Annotated in this window: 14 protein-coding genes; 8 read left to right on the plus strand and 6 right to left on the minus strand. The window is 39.6% G+C overall.

From position 1 onward, the window contains the following. Positions 1 to 147 precede the first annotated feature (147 nt). The 3 genes from JL102_RS19890 to JL102_RS19900 form a co-directional block, all read right to left on the minus strand. Complete coding sequence (locus tag JL102_RS19890) at positions 148 to 495, minus strand: hypothetical protein (protein ID WP_202246220.1); 348 nt, start codon at positions 493 to 495, stop codon at positions 148 to 150. 242 nt (positions 496 to 737) lie between these two features. Beyond that, the gene (locus JL102_RS19895) at positions 738 to 1,196 is read right to left on the minus strand and encodes a hypothetical protein (RefSeq protein ID WP_202246221.1); all 459 of its coding nucleotides are present in this window, start codon (positions 1,194 to 1,196) and stop codon (positions 738 to 740) included. A 153-nt stretch (positions 1,197 to 1,349) separates the two neighbouring features. Beyond that, positions 1,350 to 2,345: a leucine-rich repeat domain-containing protein gene (locus JL102_RS19900; RefSeq protein ID WP_202246222.1), complete on the minus strand. Its 996-nt coding sequence runs from the start codon at positions 2,343 to 2,345 to the stop codon at positions 1,350 to 1,352. 521 nt (positions 2,346 to 2,866) lie between these two features. Between JL102_RS19900 and JL102_RS19905 the strand changes: the two genes are divergently transcribed. The 7 genes from JL102_RS19905 (at position 2,867) to JL102_RS19935 (ending at position 14,966) form a co-directional block, all read left to right on the plus strand. Continuing rightward, positions 2,867 to 3,730 (plus strand): hypothetical protein, encoded by an 864-nt coding sequence (locus JL102_RS19905; protein WP_202246223.1) that lies wholly within the window; start codon positions 2,867 to 2,869, stop codon positions 3,728 to 3,730. 228 nt (positions 3,731 to 3,958) lie between these two features. Next, positions 3,959 to 6,616, plus strand: a complete 2,658-nt coding sequence (locus JL102_RS19910; RefSeq protein WP_202246224.1) for a glycoside hydrolase family 44 protein — start codon at positions 3,959 to 3,961, stop codon at positions 6,614 to 6,616. Between the two features lie 86 nt (positions 6,617 to 6,702). Further along, positions 6,703 to 8,643, plus strand: coding sequence for an endo-1,4-beta-xylanase (locus JL102_RS19915; protein ID WP_202246225.1), 1,941 nt, complete (start codon positions 6,703 to 6,705; stop codon positions 8,641 to 8,643). A 183-nt stretch (positions 8,644 to 8,826) separates the two neighbouring features. Then, complete coding sequence (locus JL102_RS19920; RefSeq protein WP_202246226.1) at positions 8,827 to 9,417, plus strand: TetR/AcrR family transcriptional regulator; 591 nt, start codon at positions 8,827 to 8,829, stop codon at positions 9,415 to 9,417. A 26-nt stretch (positions 9,418 to 9,443) separates the two neighbouring features. Continuing rightward, complete coding sequence (locus JL102_RS19925; protein WP_202246227.1) at positions 9,444 to 10,502, plus strand: efflux RND transporter periplasmic adaptor subunit; 1,059 nt, start codon at positions 9,444 to 9,446, stop codon at positions 10,500 to 10,502. 15 nt (positions 10,503 to 10,517) lie between these two features. Continuing rightward, positions 10,518 to 13,634 (plus strand): efflux RND transporter permease subunit, encoded by a 3,117-nt coding sequence (locus JL102_RS19930; protein WP_202246228.1) that lies wholly within the window; start codon positions 10,518 to 10,520, stop codon positions 13,632 to 13,634. A 6-nt stretch (positions 13,635 to 13,640) separates the two neighbouring features. Next, the gene (locus tag JL102_RS19935) at positions 13,641 to 14,966 is read left to right on the plus strand and encodes a TolC family protein (RefSeq protein ID WP_202246229.1); all 1,326 of its coding nucleotides are present in this window, start codon (positions 13,641 to 13,643) and stop codon (positions 14,964 to 14,966) included. 31 nt (positions 14,967 to 14,997) lie between these two features. Here JL102_RS19935 and JL102_RS19940 read toward each other — a convergent pair whose 3' ends face one another. Next, entirely contained in the window at positions 14,998 to 15,636 is a 639-nt protein-coding gene (locus tag JL102_RS19940) for a chemotaxis protein CheB (RefSeq protein ID WP_202246230.1), read from the minus strand. 202 nt (positions 15,637 to 15,838) lie between these two features. Between JL102_RS19940 and JL102_RS19945 the strand changes: the two genes are divergently transcribed. Continuing rightward, entirely contained in the window at positions 15,839 to 17,788 is a 1,950-nt protein-coding gene (locus tag JL102_RS19945) for a sialate O-acetylesterase (protein WP_202246231.1), read from the plus strand. A gap of 89 nt (positions 17,789 to 17,877) precedes the next feature. Here the strand turns inward: JL102_RS19945 and JL102_RS19950 are convergent, their stop codons facing one another. Both JL102_RS19950 and JL102_RS19955 read right to left on the minus strand, forming a co-directional pair. Next, a complete protein-coding gene (locus tag JL102_RS19950) occupies positions 17,878 to 19,887 on the minus strand; it encodes a DUF3857 domain-containing protein (protein WP_202246232.1) in 2,010 nt (669 codons plus the stop codon). Then, positions 19,887 to 21,725 (minus strand): transglutaminase-like domain-containing protein, encoded by a 1,839-nt coding sequence (locus tag JL102_RS19955; RefSeq protein ID WP_202246233.1) that lies wholly within the window; start codon positions 21,723 to 21,725, stop codon positions 19,887 to 19,889. The genes JL102_RS19950 and JL102_RS19955 overlap by 1 nt, the downstream gene beginning before the upstream one ends. Positions 21,726 to 21,846 lie beyond the last annotated feature (121 nt).

Here is a 21,846-nt window from a genome sequence, read left to right on the forward strand (position 1 = left end):
GTAAATTTAAGTTTCTTTTTTGAACTTAAACTGTTGACCTAATTTTTGGGGTATGATCATTCAAAGTTCCAGTTTTCATCTCTTGGTTCTGTTGTAGCGTACATGAGTGTCTCATCTAAATCCAAAATAACTAGGATTCTTTGGTCATCAGTGCCAATCATGTCCACAATATCTACATTGTTTAGCTGTTGGGGTACGAGCAATTCCTTTGCAATTTGGGCATCTATTCAGTTCAAGTTCATTTAAATGCTGATCATAAATCCTATTAGCTACTGTTTCTAAAAAGGAAGAATAGCCATCTCTTAAGAGTTCAAGTACATTAGGGTCTGTTGATGTGTTGCATCTATACAGTTCGCCAAATCGACTATCTCTATCCTTATGAGGTAAAAATTTAGTTTGAGCTATGTGATGTTCACTCGCCTTCTTTTCTAAATCTGTCCAGTAGTTATGACAGTACCTTGATATATATTCTATTATGTCAGGGTTACGATCCATTGCTGATAACGCTAAGATATGGAGCTGAAGCCTCCGAGCATAATTTATAGCGTTAAAAGTAGCTTATCTGCCGGTGCCATCAAAGTATCAAATACATACTGAGCCATGAAGATTAAAAACTCCCACGAGCAGGAGTGAGTAAAAGCACTTCAGTTTCCTGGCGGCAGACAAGTGGGATGTTGAGCAGGCACTTTGCAGACGACTAAGTAAGGCCATGCGTCCATATCGTTTGTTATGTGGCTTTATATCATTATCCAGCCAGCTTTAAGAAAAGTTAGTTTGGCGTCTTTCAGAAAGTCGTCAAAGGTTCCGTCATTCTGCCAGTTCGGGTTCTCAAGTTCAAACAAATAAACCTGAGGGTTCGCTAGTTTGACGTTCATAAGTGTTCTGTCGTAATGGATAAACCTGAATCGTTTCACGGTTGGGTTATTAGACAGAAAATCTAGCTCTTCAAGATCTCCAATTTTGAGTTCAGTTAACCCGAAAAGGGAAGGGTATAAAAACCCCTGTTCAAAGATTTGTTGACAGTTCGAATTCTGATCAAGAAATATTATCGACCCAGTTCCAAAGTTAATTCGATTGTTCGTGGTTGTTATGGTTCCGTCAAATCTTGGATACTCTTGCTTCTTGTATTCTTTCCTAAAAAGTTCTTGGGCCCAATAGTCTTCCTGTTCTCCCTGAGTTTCGAAAGGAGGCTTCAAACTTGAAGTTGGTTGGACCTGTTGACTACAACTGAAAATACAAAAAACTAGAAGGGGTAGAAGAAATGGTTTCATAGTGCACTCGTGCCACATAACGGTTTGGCTATGCGCAGTGTCCCGAAGGGCATTGCGTATAGGTGTTGTTGTACCACGTTATAATTTAATATTCCACTTCCATTGTTCAATTCCATTACTCGTTAGTTGAGCAGTTGTTTCGTCATCAGTCCAATGCATAACATTTGAATATTTTATGGATTTGGAGTTCAATAGAATTTTAACTGTTTGATCAACTATACTTCGTCTGTCTGCCGCCTTGGAGTTTTCAGCAAATGAAATTATCAATGCCTTTAAATTTTCTATTCTTCCAACGTTTGAAATGTCTTTAAGTCTTAAATTATTATGTATTTGAACCTTTTTTAGCTTGGTCAAATTTGACAATTCAGGAATTATCTCCATTTTCGACATTCCTTCAAATTCTATTTCCTCAAGACTTTCAAGAGAGTTCAAGAAGTCGAAATTTGGTATTTGACGAACACGACTAAGTTCGATTGACTTTAAGTTACTCAAGTTGGAAATCGAATCAAGGTTTTTATAACTACCAAATAGTAGCCTGAGTTGCTCCAAGTTTTCCAAATCAGATAAGAAGTCTAAGTTGTCCAATTTTACCCCTCTATACGTTAGTTTGATTAGCTTCTGTAGATATTTGGTGTTTTCAAGTCCCTTTTTCATTCCATCAACGTAAAGTGATTCCAGATCGCTAAACTCACGAATGAAGGACAGGTCAACAGCTGAAGATTTTGTTTCTTCAATACCAAAATGTTTCAGCTCGGTATTTGAAAGCAATGGAGAGTAATCTTTTGTATTAAATGAGGCAATTGTAAAATTTCTAATGTTTGGTATTTCCTTGTAGAAGGATAAATCTTGTTGGTCGTACCAAAGAACGCGAAGACCTATATCTGGGTATTTTTTAAAGAAATCATTTAAAGTTTCCCAAGTCTGCTTTGAAGGGTTCTTAAATTCATATAACTGAAGAGAATGAATATTTTCCTCAGCGATAATTTTAGGAATATCAGTCTTTTTGAGGTCGGAATAAATATTGATGTTTCCGCTAAAATTCCGCCATTTTTCTTTTTTGCTAAAAATTCCCATTAATTATTCAGTGTTTTTCAATGTGGTACAACATCCGAGTATATGCAATACACAATACTCCATTAAAATTAATTAAGTAATTGATTATCAGAATCATACCCACTTACAAGTACTTATAAACGTTTATAAATGCTTAATATCGTATAATTTCCAATCCGTTAACTTAGTAATTTCAACAAAAAATATCCCATACATCAATATAAATAATCTCAAACCTCTTCATCCCTAAGTAAGAGATCAGTGGGCTTACGTAAGGGATGTCAAGAAAAAGGTCTCTGAAGATGAGGAAGGTGCCCATGATAAGCTAGTCATGAGATGGTGTATCGTATTGAAAAGGCACGGTTCCCAATCGTGTAACTACGGCCAAGTGACTGAGAAGGGCTATTGACAATGCTACAAACCAATTTTCGACTTATTTTATTACAATTCAATCGAAATTATTTTAAATTATGAAGATTTTGCAAATGACTATATTGTGTTTGCTCTTTTTAATTTTTTAATTCCATAAAATATCACCATTCATGAAGAGATTTTTTAAAAAGCCCCTTTTTATGGCTCTATTTTTCGCCTTGTTTATATGTTGTAATGACAATGATGAGCCCACCCCTGCTTCTGACGACAAGCCTACTCTTACCCCCACGGAACCTGAAAGCATTGATTCATCGTGCGATTTAAAGGTAGTGTACCGTGATTCTAAGAATAGCAACAGAATAAGTACTTCATATGTCAATGATGGTTACGGGTCTGACACTGTGGAGTACCGGGAATACGCCGATAGTTCATTGGTTTACTACATGACCTTTGAATACAATAGCCAAACTCAGGTAACCCTAGCCAAAAGGTTTGATATGAATGGTGTATTGGGAAGTGAACAATCTACTGAATATTGGCCAACAGGTAAGAAGAAGATGACAAAAGTGGTTCGTAAAAAACTCGAAACCTTATATGATAAGACTAATACTACCCAAGAATCATATTTTGATGAAAATGGGAAAATTATAGAGTACAAAAATTTAAATAATTCAGGCTCTCTCATGAACCATGTAGTCTACACCAACACATATGACGAAGGAAAATTAGTTAAAGCAATCCGTGATGACCTATTCTACAATTACGATGCTATTGTAGAATACTCATACAATTCTGATGGATTAATTGATGAAATGGTAACAAAAAACATGAGTGAAGAAGTGACTGCCAGGACCAAGTATGAATACGGAGAGGGTATTAACGAGGTTAAAAGATACAGTAGCGACGGTACAGTATTAATAGGGTCTGAAAAGTTCTTTCGTGATGAAAACGACAAGATATTAAAAACCCAATCGCTCGAGGCTGATGGCTCCATAAGAAACGAGCACCATTATTCTTATAAATGCTCTAATTAAACCCATTCTTTTTAAGAGAAGGTGAAAAAAATCAAAAGCCTCTTTCAACTATGTGCGCATACTGTTCATTTCCCTGTACACAGGTGCCATCTTTCTTTAATTATCATTTTAATAGTGCGTAATTTTCATTAATTTAAGTAACCACAGATTGCTACCAGAGAACGTCTACTTGTAGAATCTTCTGGAAGCAATCTGTGACTATTTGTTAAACCTAAACCTACTAAATCAATGAAAAACCTATTATTGATGCTGTCAGCATTATGTCTGACGGGCACATTGGCTATTGCACAGCTAAATGTAAACTACACCATTTCACCCCAGGCGGACCGAAAGCCCATAAGTCCACTTATTTATGGTTCTAACTGGGAGGAAACAGCCAACCCAAGCACCGATGAAAATTACACATTTGTGCGCATGGGCGGCAACCGTGCTACTGGCTATAACTGGGAAAACAATGCCTCTAACGCAGGTGAAGATTACTTTCATGTAAATGACAATTTCTGGCCCTGGTATTTAGACATCACTGACTCAGAAGAACCCGGCATAGTAGTAACTACCATTGCAGACCAAGCCAAAGCCAATGGCGCTGAAGCGCTCATCACTTTACAGATGGCAGGATATGTTTCTGCAGATAAAGATGGTGAAGTAGAAACTACAGCGCCCAGCCCACGCTGGTACGAGGGGGTATTCGAGAAAGGCTCTGCCTTCAGCCTTACCCCAGACAAAACAGACGACAAAGTATATATCGATGAATTTGTTAACTTCTTAACTGATAAATATGGATCTGGAGGCCTAAAGTATTCTCTGGACAATGAACCTGATCTATGGAACTCTACCCACCCTTACATCTACCCTACTCAACCTACCATTGCAGACTTGATTGATCGCTCAACCGCATTGGCCACGGCAGTTAAAAATGTAGATCCTCAGGCAGAAATTTTCGGGCTGGTTTCATATGGATTTAACGGCTACCTTTCTTTCCAAAATGCTCCTGACTGGCCAGCTTTAGAGGATGATTACTCTTGGTTTATAGATTATTATTTAGAGGCAATGAATGATGCTAGCACCGCCGCCAATCAGCGACTAGTAGACGTAATAGACCTGCATTGGTACCCAGAAGCAACTGGAGACCAGCGAATTATTAACCCTTCCGCTAATTCTACTGCTGATAAATTAGCCCGATTACAAGCTCCTCGTGCTTTTTGGGACCCTGACTACACAGAAAACAGCTGGATATTCCAATACTTTGACAGCTTCATGCCTCTTATTCCTACTGTTCAAAACTCTATTGACACCTACTATCCCGGCACTAAGCTTTCATTCAACGAGTTTCAATTCGGTGGCTATGAAGATATTACAGGCACCATAGCCCTTACCGATGTATTAGGCATATTTGGTAAGTATGATGTTTATGCTGCTACTCATTGGTCTGACCCTGGTAGCTTCGGAGCTTTAGCATACAAACTATACAATAACTATGATGGAAATGATGCCACCTTCGGAGAAACCTATGTTGATGCTGCTATGGATGACAAAATCAATAGCTCTATATATGCTTCTGTAAGTGGAGAATCTGATGAAGAACTTCATGTTATCGTATTAAATAAAAGCATGACGTCTTCTATCAGTGGTTCTTTTGATATTTCTGGCAGCTCGGTTAACTATACTACTGCCACTATTTATGGAGTAGAAGAAGGTACTGCCGCTATTATTCAAAAAACCGACTTAAATGTTTCTGGCAATGAGTTCAGCTATTCACTACCTCCTCTTTCTGTATACCACTTCATCTTAACCAGCGATGGCAGCTCCGTACCAGTAGCCAGCGTAAGTGTAAGCCCAGAGACTGCCACCATAGGCATAGGCGGCAGTGTTGAACTTACCGCTGAAGTATCACCTGCAGACGCTTCCAATAAATCTGTTACCTGGAGCTCTACTGATGAATCTATAGCTGCCGTAAATAGTGCAGGACTTGTTTCAGCAGTGGCCGAAGGCAGTGCATACATAATCGCCACCACCGTAGATGGCAATTTTCAGGATAGCAGTTATGTCACCGTTACTAATGAAACCATACCTGTTACAGGAGTTAGCATTACTATCGCTTCCACAAGTATAGAAGTAGGCGGTAGCACACAAGCGACCGCCACCGTATCACCAGCTGATGCCACAGATACTTCTGTAACCTGGAGCTCTTCAGATGAAAGCATTGCCACAGTAAGCCCCAACGGACTTATCACTGGCATAGCAGAAGGAAGCGCCATTATTACCGTTACTACCACAGACGGTGGCTTTACTGATCAGGAAGCCATTTCAGTTACCGAAGGGTCTTCTGATTTCTGTACAGATCCCACTTCTATTTCACTACCTTTCTCTAAAGATGGAACAGGAGAATTTTGCTTTGTCACTACCGAACCTGCAGCCTACATCAATTCATGGGGACTGGAATTATTAGAGATCAACGGAGTAGACTACACCAATGTTTGGTCTAACAGCCTGCCTTCTGCTCAAAATGGAGAGTGGTCCATTCATTATATAGGAAACTTCTCCTGGTCTCATTTCGAAATAGTAGGCTCTGCCCAAAGCATTGCAGCGAGAACAAATAACGACAAGCGTTTAACTCCAATAGATGAGACTGATCAGATAGAGATTTTTCCTAACCCTATTAAGGATCAGCATATGTGGTTGAAATTCAAAGACCAATCCAATAACAGTATTGTCATATCTTTATATAATTCGGCTGGCATTCAGGTGTACCAAAAAGAGCTATCCACCCAACATGCTGACGAGCAAATGTATAAAATAACCGTGGGTAACTTACCTGTGGGCCTCTACACAATAAACATAGAAACAGACCAAAACCTCTATGTTAAAAAGCTTTTAATAGAATAATTAAAACCCCATTAGGAGTGCCGTCCTAGGCACTCCTTTTTTATATCTCTCATTAGAATGATTGTTTAACCTAAATGAACCCTCTCATGAAAACGCACCATTATGTTAAAATGGTTACTCTACTGCTACTTTCCTTTTTCTATTACAATACCTATGGTCAGCTGGCAAAAAACCAAAGCAAATTTCTGGGCAGCACACACACCCAAGGAGAGACTCCCTTAAACTTTGATCATTACTGGAATCAGCTCACACCTGCCAATGCAGGAAAATGGGCCTCTTGCGAGCAAAATAGAGATGATTTTAATTACTGGCTATGGATGGACAGGGCCTATGATCATGCTCGTGAGTTTGATTTAGCATTTAAAGAACATACACTGGTATGGGGGCATTCTTCAGGTGAACCTGCCTGGATGCAAAGTTTACCCCAAAACGAACAGATGGAAGAGGTATTAGAGTGGTTTGAAGCCCTTTCTGGACGCTACCCGGACCTTGAGTTAATTGATGTGGTAAATGAACCGCTACATGATCCGCCCTCATATGCACCCGCCCTGGGTGGCGCAGGCTCCACCGGATGGGACTGGGTAATATGGTCCTTCGAGCAAGCCCGGATTTACTTTCCTAACGCCCAGCTGATACTTAATGAATATAACGTATTAAATTACACTAACACCTGTGACGATTTTCTTGAAATTGTAGAGCTCTTGCAAGACCGTAACCTCATCGATGGCATAGGTCTACAAGCGCATAGCTTGGAAAATATAAACTTCTCAACTATACAAAGAAATATGGAATTAATGGCCTCTACCGGCCTGGATATATACATTTCTGAGCTAGACCTAAGAGGTAATGATGCCACTCAGCTGGCTTTATATCAACAGTTATTCCCTTACTTCTGGGAGCACCCTTCGGTAAAAGGAATTACCCTTTGGGGTTATTTAGAAGGCGATATGTGGAGAAATGAAGCCTACTTACTTGCTGCCGATGGTGTTACCGAAAGGCCTGCCTTACAATGGCTAAAAGACTATTTTGATTATGATGATGACACCCCTGGCCCCTATGTGATCAACACTTATGCAGAAGGTGGCGGATCGATCAACCTATCTCCACAGCAAAGTAGCTATGCCAGTGGCACCAGTGTAACAGTAACAGCCGTTCCTGAACCCGGATATATATTTAGCAACTGGGGAGGAGACGCATTTGGTTCCACCAACCCTACTACTATTTCCGTAATCTCTAATAGATCCATCACTGCTTACTTTGCCTTTGAAGGGGCTCCTGACACCGTTTCGCTAGACTTATCAGTGACAGGTAATGGCTCCATCACTCAAACACCGGAAGGTAGCAGATTTGTAAAAGGCACAGAAATAACCTTAACTGCTGTGCCTGGTGCTGGCTATGTTTTCCAAAGCTGGAGCGGTGATATAACAAGCACAACAAATACCATCAATTTTACCCTTGGAGAAAACACTGCTGTCACAGCCACTTTTACCGAAGAAGGAACTAACCCCACTAGTTGCGATAATCCTTCACCCATTTCTACTCCATTTATGCAAGAGGGTGTAGGTGAATTTTGCTTTGTCACTTCAGATCCGATCGGCTCTATTAACTCTTGGAACCTTGAGCTCTTGGAGATCAACGGAGAAGACTATACCAATACCTGGTCCAATAGGCTGCCCCCTGCCCAAAATGGAAATTGGTATATTCATTATATAGGAAAATTCTCCTGGTCTCATTTCGAAGCCACAGCTCCCTCTCAGTCAAATGCCAGGGTAGCAAAAAATATTGAACAGATCAGTGCATGGCTATACCCTAACCCTGTGAAGGATGAATTACACATTAGCTTATCGCAGAGTGAAGGCCAAACTAATTACATCAGGCTATACAATCAAAAAGGCATCCTTATCAAGGAGTCCCTTACAAAAGAGAATCACATAACGCTATATACCAACAACTTACAATCAGGAATTTATCTACTAACCATTCAAAATAACTCGGATTTTATAAGAAAAAAACTCATCAAAGAATAAACATTTCAAATAAAACCACCTTCTTAAATAAGGTGGTTTTTCTCACTAATTAGTAACTGGCAGACATGTCAGTTATTTTTTTTAACAATTTTAAAATTAGACATTATTTCATTTTTTGTTTAAAATTAAAACAAATACACTAAATTTGTCTAAAGATAGACGTTAACACAATTTTTGTTGAAAATGAATTCAAAAGAAGAGTTTGTAAAGTCGCAGATAATTGCTTCATCCAGAGAGGTATTCAAAAAACTAGGTTATGCTAAAGTAACCATGGATGATATCGCCAAAGCATCAGGAAAAGGCAGAAGCACATTGTACTATTACTACAAAAACAAGCGGGATGTATTTGAGGCTTTTGTTAAAGAAGAATATAATGAAATCATTGAAAAAGCCCAGCAAAAGGTGAGTAAAGAGAGAACCATCAATGAAAATCTTTTTGACTACAACCAGTTAAAACTATCCTTTTTAGCCAAAAAAACGGCAGAATACAAACATCTGTTATCGGACCTTAAAGAAAACGAAGACATTCTTACCAAGGTATTCCTCCAGATTCGTAATGCTGATATTAAACTGGTAGAAAACTGCCTAACCTGGGCCATGGAAAAGAATGAAATACAGCAAATTTCAAAAACCGACCAGGAGTTTTTAGCCCTAGCCATTATTACGGCTACCGGCAGCTTAGAAAAGGAAATGTTTTTATATGATTCCATCAAAGACGATATGTTTGATCGGCTACACTGGATCAGTGATCTGTTGATTAAAGGACTACAATAACACAGAATTTATAATTGATTAATAATATGAGCAATTTACGTACAAATTTTTACTACTGTCTGCTGCTGGCAACCTTTGCCCTCACAAGCTGTGACAAGAAGGAGGAGAGCAAAAAGGCAGATCCAATTATAGTAAAAACGCTAACTGTAGGAGAACAGGGAACTTTCACTCCCCATGAGCTTAGTTATAGCGGTGCTATTTCTGCCAACAAAAGTGTAAACATCACCTTTCAGGTGCCAGGCACTATCGAAGAGATTACGGTAAGCATGGGTGATTTTATTCATAAAAATGACCTCATTGCAAGAATCGAGTCTACCACCTACCAGAATCAATATGAAGCCAGAAAAGCTCAGGCAGAACTAGCCAAAGAGAATTTTGAGCGCATAAACGAAGTCTACAAAAAAGGCAGTATTGCAGAAATAAAAATGATCGAAGCCCGGTCTAATTACAAACAAGCCGAATCTGCCGCTACCGCAGCCTATCAAAATGTAAAACATACTAAGGTATATGCACCATTCAGTGGCTATGTAGGAGCTAAAATAATGGAGGCCGGTGATCTGGCTAGCCCAGGCATGCCTGTAATACAGCTGCTGGATATTGATATGGTAAAAGCTATGGTAACACTACCTGATCAGGAAGTAAACCAATACCACAGCGGAGACAGCGCCCGCGTAACTATTGATGCGCTAGGTGATCAATCTTTTACCGGAATTATATCTGAAGTTTCTGTACAATCTGACAGAGCCAACCCTGTATATACTGCACAAATAAAAATTCAAAACAAAGATCATAATATAAAACCAGGTATGGCTTGTGAAGTGAATCTTTTCAAAAACGACAATAACAAGTCAGAAAAAAAGACCTTAGTAATTCCTATATCAAGCGTTTCTGTTACTGATGATAATAAGAACTTTGTGTACATCATAAACACTAAAGACAGTACCGCTCATCGTAAATATGTTACCACCGGAGAGCTGTATGATAACGGCATAGCCATTAAAGAGGGCTTGCAACCAGGAGACCAGCTCGTTACATCGGGCTACCACAAGCTCACTGATAAAACTCCTGTAAAAGTCATTCAATAATTTTTTAGCCTAGTCATGAAAAATAAGCACACATTAATAGAGTGGGCCATGAAGCATAAGGCTTTTCCTTTGGCTCTGGCCTTCACCTTTGTAGCCATAGGTATTTTAGGCCTCTTCAAAATGCCGCGAAACGAATTTCCGGAGTTCACCATAAGACAAGGCCTGGTGATAGGCTACTTCCCCGGCGCCAGCTCAGCACAAGTGGAAGAGCAGCTCACCAGTAAAGTAGAACAATACCTATTCGGCTATAACGAAGTAGATAAAACAAAAACCTACTCCTACTCTCGTGATGGTGTCATGTACATCTACGTAGAGGTAGCTAATCGCATAGACGCTAACGGCACCGAGCAGTTTTGGAATAAGCTTAAAAATGGTCTTTTTGTCTTTCAACAACGGAGCCTGCCCTCAGGAGTACGAGGAGTAATAGTAAACAGTGATTTTGGTAATACCGCCGCCATGATTCTGGCTGTAGAATCAGAAACAAGGCCTTACAAAGACCTGGAAAAGCATGTAGAAGATATTGAAGACAACCTCAGACAAATTGAGGACATGGCCAAAATCAGCCATTCCGGAGGTTTAACAGAACAAGTTTCTATCTATGTAGACCAAAACAAACTGGCTACGTATCGTATCAGTCCGGCTACACTTATGCAAAGCCTGCAAACACAAGGCGCTATAAATGCCGGTGGTTCACTGGAAGGGCAAGACTTTAACAGGCCGATACATCTAAACACTTTTCTGAAAGATGAAACGGACATAGCTCAGCAGATCATCAGAACCGATCAGAATGGCAATGCTATAAGAGTAAAAGATGTAGCTCAGGTAAAAAGAGAGTACGAAGAACCTGACTCCTACATTTACGCTGATGGAACCAAAGCCATGATCATTACCCTGGAAATGGCTCCCGGTAATAACATTGTGCAATTCGGAAAAGAAATAGATGAGCACCTGGAAGCCTTAGAGCAAAACCTCCCTGAAGACATCAAAATCAACAAAATAGCGAACCAGCCAGAAGTAGTTCACCACTCTATTTCGCACTTTATGAAAGAGTTTGGCTATGCACTGATCGGCGTTATTTTGGTATCTCTTCTTCTGCTTCCTTTCAGGGTAGCATCAGTAGCTGCGGCCACTATACCTATCACCATATCATGTACTTTGGCGATTATGTACTTGCTGGGCATGGAGCTTAACACTGTAACCCTAGCGGCACTTATAGTAGTACTGGGTATAGTTGTAGATGACCCTATTGTGGTTATAGATAATCATGTAGAAAAGCTGGATGAAGGCCATTCTGTTTGGAAATCAGCCCTTAACAGTGCTATAGAGCTATTTCCTTCCGTATTTACAGCTACTTTAGCTATATCAGCAACCTTTTTACCGCTGATATTCTTCCTTTCAGGTGTGGCTGGCGACTTTTTGAGTACCTTCCCTTTCACCATAATGATTGCGCTCTTCCTTTCGCTGTCAGTCTCTGTGTTGTTAGTGCCCTTTATCAATACCGTTTTTATTAAAAGAGGTCTCCACAATGACGAAAAAAAGAAAAAGAACAAAAAGTCTATGCTAGACAAGCTACAAGACGTGTTCGACAAGTCAGTAGAAAAAGCAATGAACCATTACAGGTTAACCGGTGTGTTGGGCATTTTATCCATTGTAGTAGGCATCTTTCTTTTCTCGCTACTAAGTCAGGAGCTATTCCCAATTATTGAAAGAAACCAGTTTGCCGTAGAGATTTCATTAGCTAAAGGTAAAAACCTGGCTGAAACCGAAAAAGTGGTAAAGAAATTTGAGAAGATCCTGGAAAAAGATGAGCGAATTCTGAACTACACCAGCTTTATTGGCAGCAGCTCACCCAGGTTTCATATGGTTTATGCCCCTAAGCTTCCTGCAGAAAATTTCGCTCAGATGCTGATTACTACCACCTCTGACGATGCTACAGAAGAGGTATTAAGAGAGTACGACAAAAAGTATTCTGAAATGTTTCCTGATGCATATTTGAGAATGAAGCAGCTGAATATGGTGAACAAGCCTGCCCCGGTAGAAGTGCGCCTGTTTGGTGATGATATTCCTGAAATGAAAAAGTATGCCGACCAGATCATAGACCTGGCGCGTGCCACACCTGAGACCATTTGGAGCCGCAGCAATTACGGTGAAATGCAAAAATCCATTAAAATAGACATAAAAGAAGATGAAGCTGCAAAAGCAGGACTTACCAAAGAAATAATAGCCAACACCATAGCCATGAATTTGGAAGGCATTTCTGCTACTCAAATCTGGGATGAAGATTACCCTGTTGAGGTAAAAATAAAGTCTACTAATAAAAAGCAGCAGAAACCTTCTGAGTTGGAAGCACTCACCATCATATCTCCAGAAACCGGAAGCATAGTTCCTTTAAGACAGGTAGCAAATGTAGAGCCCAGCTGGAATCAGGAACAGATTGTGAGAAGAAACGGTATGCGCTGCCTTACTGTAAGAGTAGATATTGAAAAAGGAGCAGTTGCCAATGAGGTGTTAAACCTTCTTAAACCTAAAATTAAAGCGCTCAACATTCCTAAAAGTATAAGGGTAGATTACGGTGGTGAGTTTGAAATGCAACAAGAAAACTTACTTCCTATGGGTATATCACTGCTAATCAGTGTGCTGGTTATATTCCTGATATTAGTATGGCACTTTAAATCCACCAAACATGCCTTCTTAAGCTTTATGACTATGCCTTTGAGCATTTTCGGAGCAGCATTAGGCTTGGTGCTGATGCAGTATCCGTTTGGCTTCACCTCCTTTTTAGGACTGCTAGCCTTGTGCGGTATAGTGGTAAGAAACGGCATTATCCTTATAGATTTTGCTGATGAACTGAGAAAAGAAAGTGGATACAGTGTAAAGAAAGCAGCCATTGCTGCTGCACAGCGCAGGATGAGACCAATATTCCTTACCTCTTCTGCCGCGGCCGTAGGGGTTATCCCTATGATCGCCAGCCGCTCCAGCCTGTGGGGCCCACTTGGTACGGTAATAGCCTTCGGACTGATGCTCTCTATGGTGCTAACACTTTTTGTGCTCCCTGTTTTATACTGGCTATTCTTCAAAAAAGAAGATGAGCACAACGATGAAGAATCAGGTGTACAATTATCAAAATCTTAAACAGCCATGAATAATAATAAAATATATAAAGGCTTTTTTCTTCTGATGTTGCTTGGGCTAGCCCCATATTGGAGCCAGGTACGCGCTCAACACAACACTGTTACATTAGAAGAAGCCAAAAAATCAGCTTTACAATATAGCAATGACATAAAAAACGGGAAGCTGAGCATAGAACAGGCTGAAGCCATTAAAAGCCAGGCCTTATCCAACTACTTTCCCACCGTTCAGGCTCTGGGAGTGGGAATATATGGCTTCGATGATTTCGTGGAGCCGATACCTCCATTGCTTAATGAGGGAATAGATAATGGCTATATGGTATCTGCCGTAGCCTCTGAAGTTATATATGCCGGAGGCAAAGTACGCACTGGCAACGAGCTGGCAGCAGTGCAAATTGAGGCTAGCAAAATAAGAGCAGAGCAGTCAGTAGACTCAGTAATATTACTCACAGAGCAAAAATACTGGCAACTGGTTCAGCTTCAAGAGCAGCAAAAAGTGATAGCAGCCAGCAAAGTATACTTAAATGAACTGATAAAACAGCAACAAGACCTGCTAGATGCCGGACTAATACCCAGCAACCAGCTCTTGCGGGTAAAAGTAAACCGCAGCAGGCTTTTACTTCAAGAGAGCAAGGTGAATAACATGAGAAAGCTAGCCTTACTTGATTTCGCCTTGTACACTGGCATTTCTTATGACACTACTTTGGTAGCTCAAGACAGCCTCCATGCTGTAGCTGCTCCGAACGCTACTTACAACGCTCCTGCGCTAAACCTGGAAAACAACAGTAATTATCAGCTGGTAGAAAAATCAATAAAAGCAGCGCAGCTACAAACCAAAATGGCCAAGGCAGATAGGTTACCCCAATTAGCTGTAGGCATAAGCACTACCAGGCTGGGCGTTTTTGATGTTAATCTAAGCACAGGATTCGAAACCGTTGGTTTTGGAGTTTTAAGTATTCCTATTTCTAACTGGTGGGGCAGCGCCAAACACCGTATTAGAGAGCGCGAAATTCAAGAAAAAATTGCGGCTAATAATTTCAGAGACATTCAAGATAAGATTACTGTAGGCATTATGCAGAGCTGGTATAATTTGCAAGACGCCTATAAACAAATAGAGTTTGCTCAGGAAAACCTTAGCTATGCTGACGAAAACCTGAAAGTGCAGCGAGATAATTACACTAGTGGATTAAACAATCTTACCGATTTGCTCGATGCACAAAAAACCCAGCAGCAAGCCAAAACGGAACTTGTGAATGCTTACGCTCAATATGAAATAAATGAAATAATCTATTTGCATAGAACCGACCAAATAGATACAGTACTAATGGACGAGTAATTGTAGTTACTCAGTAATACAAGGGCGATATTTACTTCGCCTTTGTATTATGTTCACTGTTCAAATCAAGCTTGATTATTCTTCTCTTATCTTTATTTTCACTACCTACCACAATACGCTGAATGAGCTTAGGCATTTTTTCCGGCGCCAACACATAGTCCGGATGGTCATAGATAATACTCTTTAAAGGCATACTTTCGAAAATTGCGGTACCTGGATCTTGCACCAATACTACCCCCCCATTCTTTTCTATCTCTGTGCATCCTTTCGCTCCATCACTACCGGTACCAGACATCACTATTCCCACCATCTTATCCTTTACCTCTTGGGAGAGTGCCTTAAAACTTTCGTTTACCGTAAAATTCATTATCTCTTCATCCTGCCGCTTGATTAATTTTAATTTACCCTTTTCTAAAGTCACAGAATGAGAGGGCGGACATATGTAGATTTTATTGCCCATAAAATTCATCCCATCCTCAATTTCCACTAATTCTACCGGTGTGATTCGCGAAAGAATTTTAACCAAAAGGCTTTTATGAGATCTTAAAGCATGCTGTATTACGATATATGACTCATCATAAGTAGTGTGCAAATTAGAAAAGAATGCCTTTAAAGACTCTAGCCCACCTGCTGAGGCGCCAAGAGTCACTACATAATTATAATTATTCATATCCGTTTATTTTATGAGTAATCAATAACACTGAATAATTCAGCATTCTACACTATAATTTACATCAATTATTGATCCGTAAAAGCTGTTCATAACATATTCCGATAGTATTTGAATGTAAAAAGGAAATGGAATAGATTAGCAATATATGCAATTAGAAGATCATCTTCCAGACAATTTTTTGCTCATATCAAAACGTAAAATGAAACTGTTACTGAAAATTATACCCTTACTTTTTGTTGTTTCTTCCATTCATATTTCTCAAGCACAAATCTCTGCTTCCAAAGTATTTACAGACCATATGGTACTGCAAAGAAAAGCGGACATTCCTGTTTGGGGCAATGCAAAAGCGGGAACAAAAATCACGGTAGAACTCAACCAGCAAAAGCAGTCTGCCTACGCTAATGCTGATGGCCAATGGCAGATAGACCTGCCCGCCTTACCAGCCGGCGGGCCGTATATATTGAATATTTATGAAAACGAGTCCACCTCTCCTACTGTAAGCTTTAAAGATGTGCTTATTGGAGACGTGTGGCTGGCTTCAGGCCAATCTAATATGGAATGGCAGGTACAGCAGGCTATGAATGCCGATGAAGAAATCAAAAATGCTGATTATCCGCAAATTCGCTTTTTGAAAGTAGAGCATGCTAAAGAAATGGAACCGCAAGCTGAGATAAAAAATGGGAAATGGAAAGCTATAGATCCCGCCAGCGTTAAAGACTTCTCTGCCGTTGCTTATTATTTTAGTAGAAAGATCTATACGGATATCAATGTGCCTTTGGGTATTATCCAATCAACTTGGGGCGGCACGCCTGTAGAAGCCTGGACCAGCCGTGAGCAACTGCTCTCTTCTTCGGTCATCAGAGACCGGGTAACGGCTAATGACACCATCACCACTGATCATATAGAAAAAGATAGCCTTGATCTTATAAAATTCTGGGAGTTAGTTTACAACCCCCATAACGGCACCGAGAAGAGCATTCCTAAAAGAAATTATAATGATTCTGACTGGCCTACAGTAGCCATGCCTATCACTATTAAAAACTGGGATGTACCACCTTATGAAGGAATGGTTTGGTTGAGAAAGAACATAGACCTGCCTAAATCCATGACCGAGAAAGACCTCACTATCAACCTGGGGCACCCTGAACTCAACTACTCCTTGTATTTTAATGGCACTGAAATTTGCAAAAACGTATGGAATGCTGAGCCGAAACACTCTTATACCATTCCTGAAAAAGCGGTAAGAAAAGGAAAAAACACTATAGCTGTACGCATAGCTTATTTATGGGGTGGCGGTGGCTTCAACCCTCCTGCTGAGGAAATGTACATCACTGATAACAAATCTAACATAAGCCTTAACGGCGAATGGAAATACAAAAAGGATTTGGAGCCTACTATTCCCACTATCATGAACTACCACCGCTATTCTTCATACTTATATAATGGCATGATTAACCCGGTTATTCCTTATGCCATAAAAGGGTTTATCTGGTATCAGGGGGAGGATAATGTAAAAGAGGCCACAGATTATGACAAGCTTTTTCCTTTGCTTATCAACGATTGGCGCATAAGGTGGCAACAAGGCTATTTACCTTTCATCTATGTGCAGCTGGCTAACTACATGAACCGTAAGCAAGAGCCATCAGAAAGTGACTGGGCGGTGCTTAGAGAAGCTCAGACCAAAACCTTAACACAGCCAAACACAGGAATGGCTTGTATTATTGATATTGGAGAGGCGGAAACCATCCACCCGCTCAACAAGCAGGAAGTAGGCAGAAGGTTGGCGCTACTGGCCGAAAACATGGTGTATGGTAAGCAGGTACAAGCTTATGGGCCCATGTTCAAAAACTACTCTCTTGAAGAGGGAAAAGTGATCATTGAATTCACAGAAACCGCTGACGGCCTGTCCATTAGTAAAAATTCCGATAAGCTAAAGGGATTTGCCATAGCAGGAAAAGATCGGCAGTGGCACTGGGCTGAAGCTGAGATCAAAGAAAATCAGGTGATTGTGTATTCACCTCAGGTAAGCGAGCCGAAAGCAGTGAGATATAACTGGGCAGATAACCCGGAAGGAAACCTTATCAACTCCAGCGGCTTGCCAACAGTTCCTTTTAGAACTGATAACTGGCCTACTGTAAATCAAAAATAGGCCTTTTTATAAATGAGAAGCGGTATCTTTTTCTATGCTAAACCAGAAAAGATACCGCTTTTTTATTTTCACACACCTTCACAACCAAGCTACTTCACTCCTACCAGCTGAGCCTGTTTTTCAAAAGCAATCTGCTGATTAAAGCGCTTCACTATTTCATCATAATACTCCTTCACTTTAGGGTACTCCTCGGGTTGGTATATAGATTTTTTAAACATATAACTGGCATTGACCTTCACTACCTCACCTTCATTTACATAATTTACATCTATATAAACTAATTCATTATTTAATTTATAATTTTCCGGAAGTGCCATCACGGCATACCCTTCAGGCACTCCTATAAGTGCTTCATACTTCCTTAAACTGGCATAAACCATGTCTATAGGGTAAGTTCTATTTTTCTGATGCAATTGATTTTCCTGAATAGGAAACTTCAGAAACGGGCTCAATATTATTTTAGCATTAATAGCTCCAAGCTCTGATGTTGCATTAAAGGATATTCCATAAGGTTTATCATTCTTACCATAATTAAAAGAAGCCATTGATTTTACACTTTTAAAGCCGTCTTTCAAGAATGCATTCGTTAGCTTTTCTTCGTTATCTTCATAGTTATATTTATACTCAAAGGCCTCATAGTCTGTAGTCTGAACCGTGACAAAATAATTTGCCTCTAGCTCATTGAGATTCAGGTCTGTATTGAGCCTAACCGTTAAATAACTAGGCATATCATTTTCAAGGTTTACCCATGCAGGCATTTCTTTAAGCACCAGTCCTCTGCCATTAATACACCATATAGGCAACCTATGGAAAGGCACAAAATTCTGAACCGCGTCGGCTAAGAAAGATTTACCGTCAGCATATACCATCACCACCACGTAGTTGAAAAAATGATCAAAAGGATAATCAGCAGAAATTTTACCATGACTACGGGTGCTTAATATTACCGGATAAGCCTCTAAACCAGCCTCTTCCAATAGTGACAGCAGAAATAAATTGATCTCACCAGAAGAACCCAGCCTTTTATCTACCAAGTCCTTAGCACTTTGGTGTGCATATTTGGTGAAGATTTTATTAAACGTAAATTGATTTCTTACGAACTCAATTAATGTAGCCGCCTTCGCTGTTTCACCCAGCCCACCCAGGCTCATTTCTTCGAGCAACTTTTTTGCTTGCTTTTGGCTACTCTTTATGTATTTTCCGAAATGCTCATTTTTATAAAGGCCTTCACTAAGCTCAGGCCAGGTGGTCATAATTTCGCGCTCCCCTCCCTGCGGACTATGAAATTTTGCCAGCTGAAAATCAATTTTCATAATGTAATCATCCATAGACGTGATGAAGCCTTCATTTTTAAAAGCAGGAACATCTTCCATAGCATAGGTATGTACGTAGTCAAAGAATTCAAAACCACTGCCAATATTTTGTCCGTATGACTTAGACACGCTTCCATACTTCCTTTTGATCTTACTTACTTCAGAGTGATGATAATCGAAATTTCTTATACCTTGTGCTATGTAGATATATTCGTAAAAAGGCACCATTTTCGCAGTATAGCAGCTATATACAGTAGGAATCACATCTTGAAACTGCCAATCTGGTAAGTTAAAATGAAAAGGTGTTTCAAGCTCATATTGATACTCTATCACCGTTCCTACTTTCACATCTGGAAAGGCAAATTTCTTCACATTCCACCTCTCATTTATCTTTTCTTCGTAGATGCTTTTAGGGTTTAAGCTCTTCTTTACTATTTCGCCATTTTCCTTATTATAAGTATAAGCTTCAATATTTCTAACTATCTCTGTTTTACCATACCCATCTTTATAAAATGGAATTCTTACAGTAGCATAATCTACCCCCGAACTCTTCAATACCTTGATTCTTTTAGAGCGAACAAACTTGATATTATAGGTTTCATCAAGAAATTCAGAAACACCTATATCAAACAAAATCACTGCTTCCGCATTAGGATCTTTATCATAAATGCTCATATCCATTTCCGGATCACCAACTTCTGTAAATTCTCTTGAAAACGTATGTTCCTGAGCCCACAAGCAAGCTGGAAGCAGAGCAGTTAAAAAAATCACAAATAATATTCTCATTACAGTGCAGTTAAAATAGTGGATGAGCCCTTTTTAAAGGTCTTAATGGTATGTATAAAATGGTAAAATTCTTTGTATTCAGACAATGGATAATTGGCCATATATAACTCGAACCTCCTCACATAAATCACCTTATTATCTTCATGAAAGCACGATAACTCAAACCTCCCAAACTTGGATTCCACCTCAAAGCTTGCTGGCAACGCCAAAGAATATTTTTTCAGATCATCGATCTCATAAATAATTGAATCAACATTATTAATGGGGTAATTAATTCTTAAAGGCGACTTTCTTTCTCCCGGCTCTTCCAGATTCATATTTAAAACCTGAGGGCTAAGGACTTTCATACCTGCCACATGATGAAACTGATCACGCACCTTAAAATCCAGATTTACAGGCAGATGATCACTATCTCTGCCTACAGAATCAAAATGCCATTCCATCAGCTCTGATTTAGGAATATCCAGATACTGACTAAAATAGTCGTGCAGATCACCGCTATTATAATTTTCTTTCATGTAAAGGTAATCTTCAAATAAAGGTCCTTTTAATGCTCTCTTCAGATGTAGTTTTCCGTTACCTTGTGAATTTATCGTATAATGATACTTATCCACGGTGAGGCAGTCCTCCCTCTTTAAGGCTGGAGTTTTCACAAACTGGCTATTAACCCCATTCACCATAAACGCATGGCGGTTCTGTGTAAAAGTACCCAAATAGTTAAAAGCATTAATTTTAGAGGTATTTTCCAACCAAATGGTATCTCCCTCCAAAGGCACCATTAAAATAACATGGTTAAACTGCTGACTGGGAAAGTCCTGATTTACCCTGCGCTGATTTTCTCCTGCTGCAACCAAAGTATAATATGAGGGTATGTTTACATAAGACAGCATGGCCTTCATATAATTAGTAAGAGCCTTACAGTCACCATACTTATTTTCGCAAACATAGGTAGCCGAATAAGGCTTCATACCTCCAAAATCTATGTCCACATTAATATATCGAGTATTATCTTGCAGGTAGTGATATAACGTTCTCACTACCTCCCTTTTATCCTCCACCTCTGCCACGAGCTGATCTATGGTATTTTTTTCAATGGAAGTCAATTCATCAAGCCCCACATTTAACTGATCTATCCATTGCCCAAAGTCACTCCAGCTTCTTAAGGCGCCCTTCACTCCATAATCAAACTGGGCAGGCACCACCGCTACCACAGGAATAAGTTCCTCTACAGGAGAACCAAAACTCTCTCGCCCCTCTATTCCTGGCAGGTCTTCTATTTTCCAATAGTCTACACGCTCATCTTCAGCAATACTAAATTCATGCTTAAGCCTATCATCATAATCCATATAAACCTCATAATCAACAGGATGACGAATAGCAAGCATAGCACTTTCTACTGACAAATTAGGCTTTACATAGGGAGACCAGTAGGCTACATACATATAATCCTTTTCCGAGTACTCATAACTATACTTGATCCTGTAAGGGAATTCATGCCATATCAGATCAAACTCCATGACCATATCATCGGCATGAAAGGCATCAGAAGAAAAATTATTATGAATAATAAGATCTTTGTTCTTTAATTTTCGAATAGTATTTCCATACAAATCCTGAATCTCAGCAGTGAGCAATTTGGTATTTCCTTTTACATAAGGTATGCTTATTTTGCCTTCATGGGCGTAGTGACTATTATTTATCTGATATAGACAACTCTCACGCACCTCTAATGTACTATTACGCTTTACATAAACTTCGGTATTACGCTGTACCAATACCGCTTGCCCTTCGCTATTGCACCAGCAAAAAATTAAAACTAATGCTATAATAATTTTCATAAAACCAAACTAAAAATACCACAATGCTAATTATCAAATATTAATAATTATATCAACAAAAATATTAATAATCATTAAAGCGTCATTATTAAGCTCCTGAAGCAATCTTTTAACAAACCGT

Source organism: Fulvivirga sediminis (assembly GCF_016757215.1).
In the GTDB taxonomy this organism is placed as follows: Bacteria; Bacteroidota; Bacteroidia; order Cytophagales; family Cyclobacteriaceae; genus Fulvivirga; species Fulvivirga sediminis.

Excerpts from the sequence above, each read along its gene's own strand:
- JL102_RS19890 (WP_202246220.1), bottom strand. The coding sequence starts at position 495 with ATGGATCGTAACCCTGACATAATAGAATATATATCAAGGTACTGTCAT.
- JL102_RS19900 (WP_202246222.1), bottom strand. The coding sequence starts at position 2,345 with ATGGGAATTTTTAGCAAAAAAGAAAAATGGCGGAATTTTAGCGGAAAC.
- JL102_RS19905 (WP_202246223.1), top strand. The coding sequence starts at position 2,867 with ATGAAGAGATTTTTTAAAAAGCCCCTTTTTATGGCTCTATTTTTCGCC.
- JL102_RS19910 (WP_202246224.1), top strand. The coding sequence starts at position 3,959 with ATGAAAAACCTATTATTGATGCTGTCAGCATTATGTCTGACGGGCACA.
- JL102_RS19915 (WP_202246225.1), top strand. The coding sequence starts at position 6,703 with ATGAAAACGCACCATTATGTTAAAATGGTTACTCTACTGCTACTTTCC.
- JL102_RS19920 (WP_202246226.1), top strand. The coding sequence starts at position 8,827 with ATGAATTCAAAAGAAGAGTTTGTAAAGTCGCAGATAATTGCTTCATCC.
- JL102_RS19925 (WP_202246227.1), top strand. The coding sequence starts at position 9,444 with ATGAGCAATTTACGTACAAATTTTTACTACTGTCTGCTGCTGGCAACC.
- JL102_RS19930 (WP_202246228.1), top strand. The coding sequence starts at position 10,518 with ATGAAAAATAAGCACACATTAATAGAGTGGGCCATGAAGCATAAGGCT.
- JL102_RS19935 (WP_202246229.1), top strand. The coding sequence starts at position 13,641 with ATGAATAATAATAAAATATATAAAGGCTTTTTTCTTCTGATGTTGCTT.
- JL102_RS19940 (WP_202246230.1), bottom strand. The coding sequence starts at position 15,636 with ATGAATAATTATAATTATGTAGTGACTCTTGGCGCCTCAGCAGGTGGG.
- JL102_RS19945 (WP_202246231.1), top strand. The coding sequence starts at position 15,839 with ATGAAACTGTTACTGAAAATTATACCCTTACTTTTTGTTGTTTCTTCC.
- JL102_RS19950 (WP_202246232.1), bottom strand. The coding sequence starts at position 19,887 with ATGAGAATATTATTTGTGATTTTTTTAACTGCTCTGCTTCCAGCTTGC.
- JL102_RS19955 (WP_202246233.1), bottom strand. The coding sequence starts at position 21,725 with ATGAAAATTATTATAGCATTAGTTTTAATTTTTTGCTGGTGCAATAGC.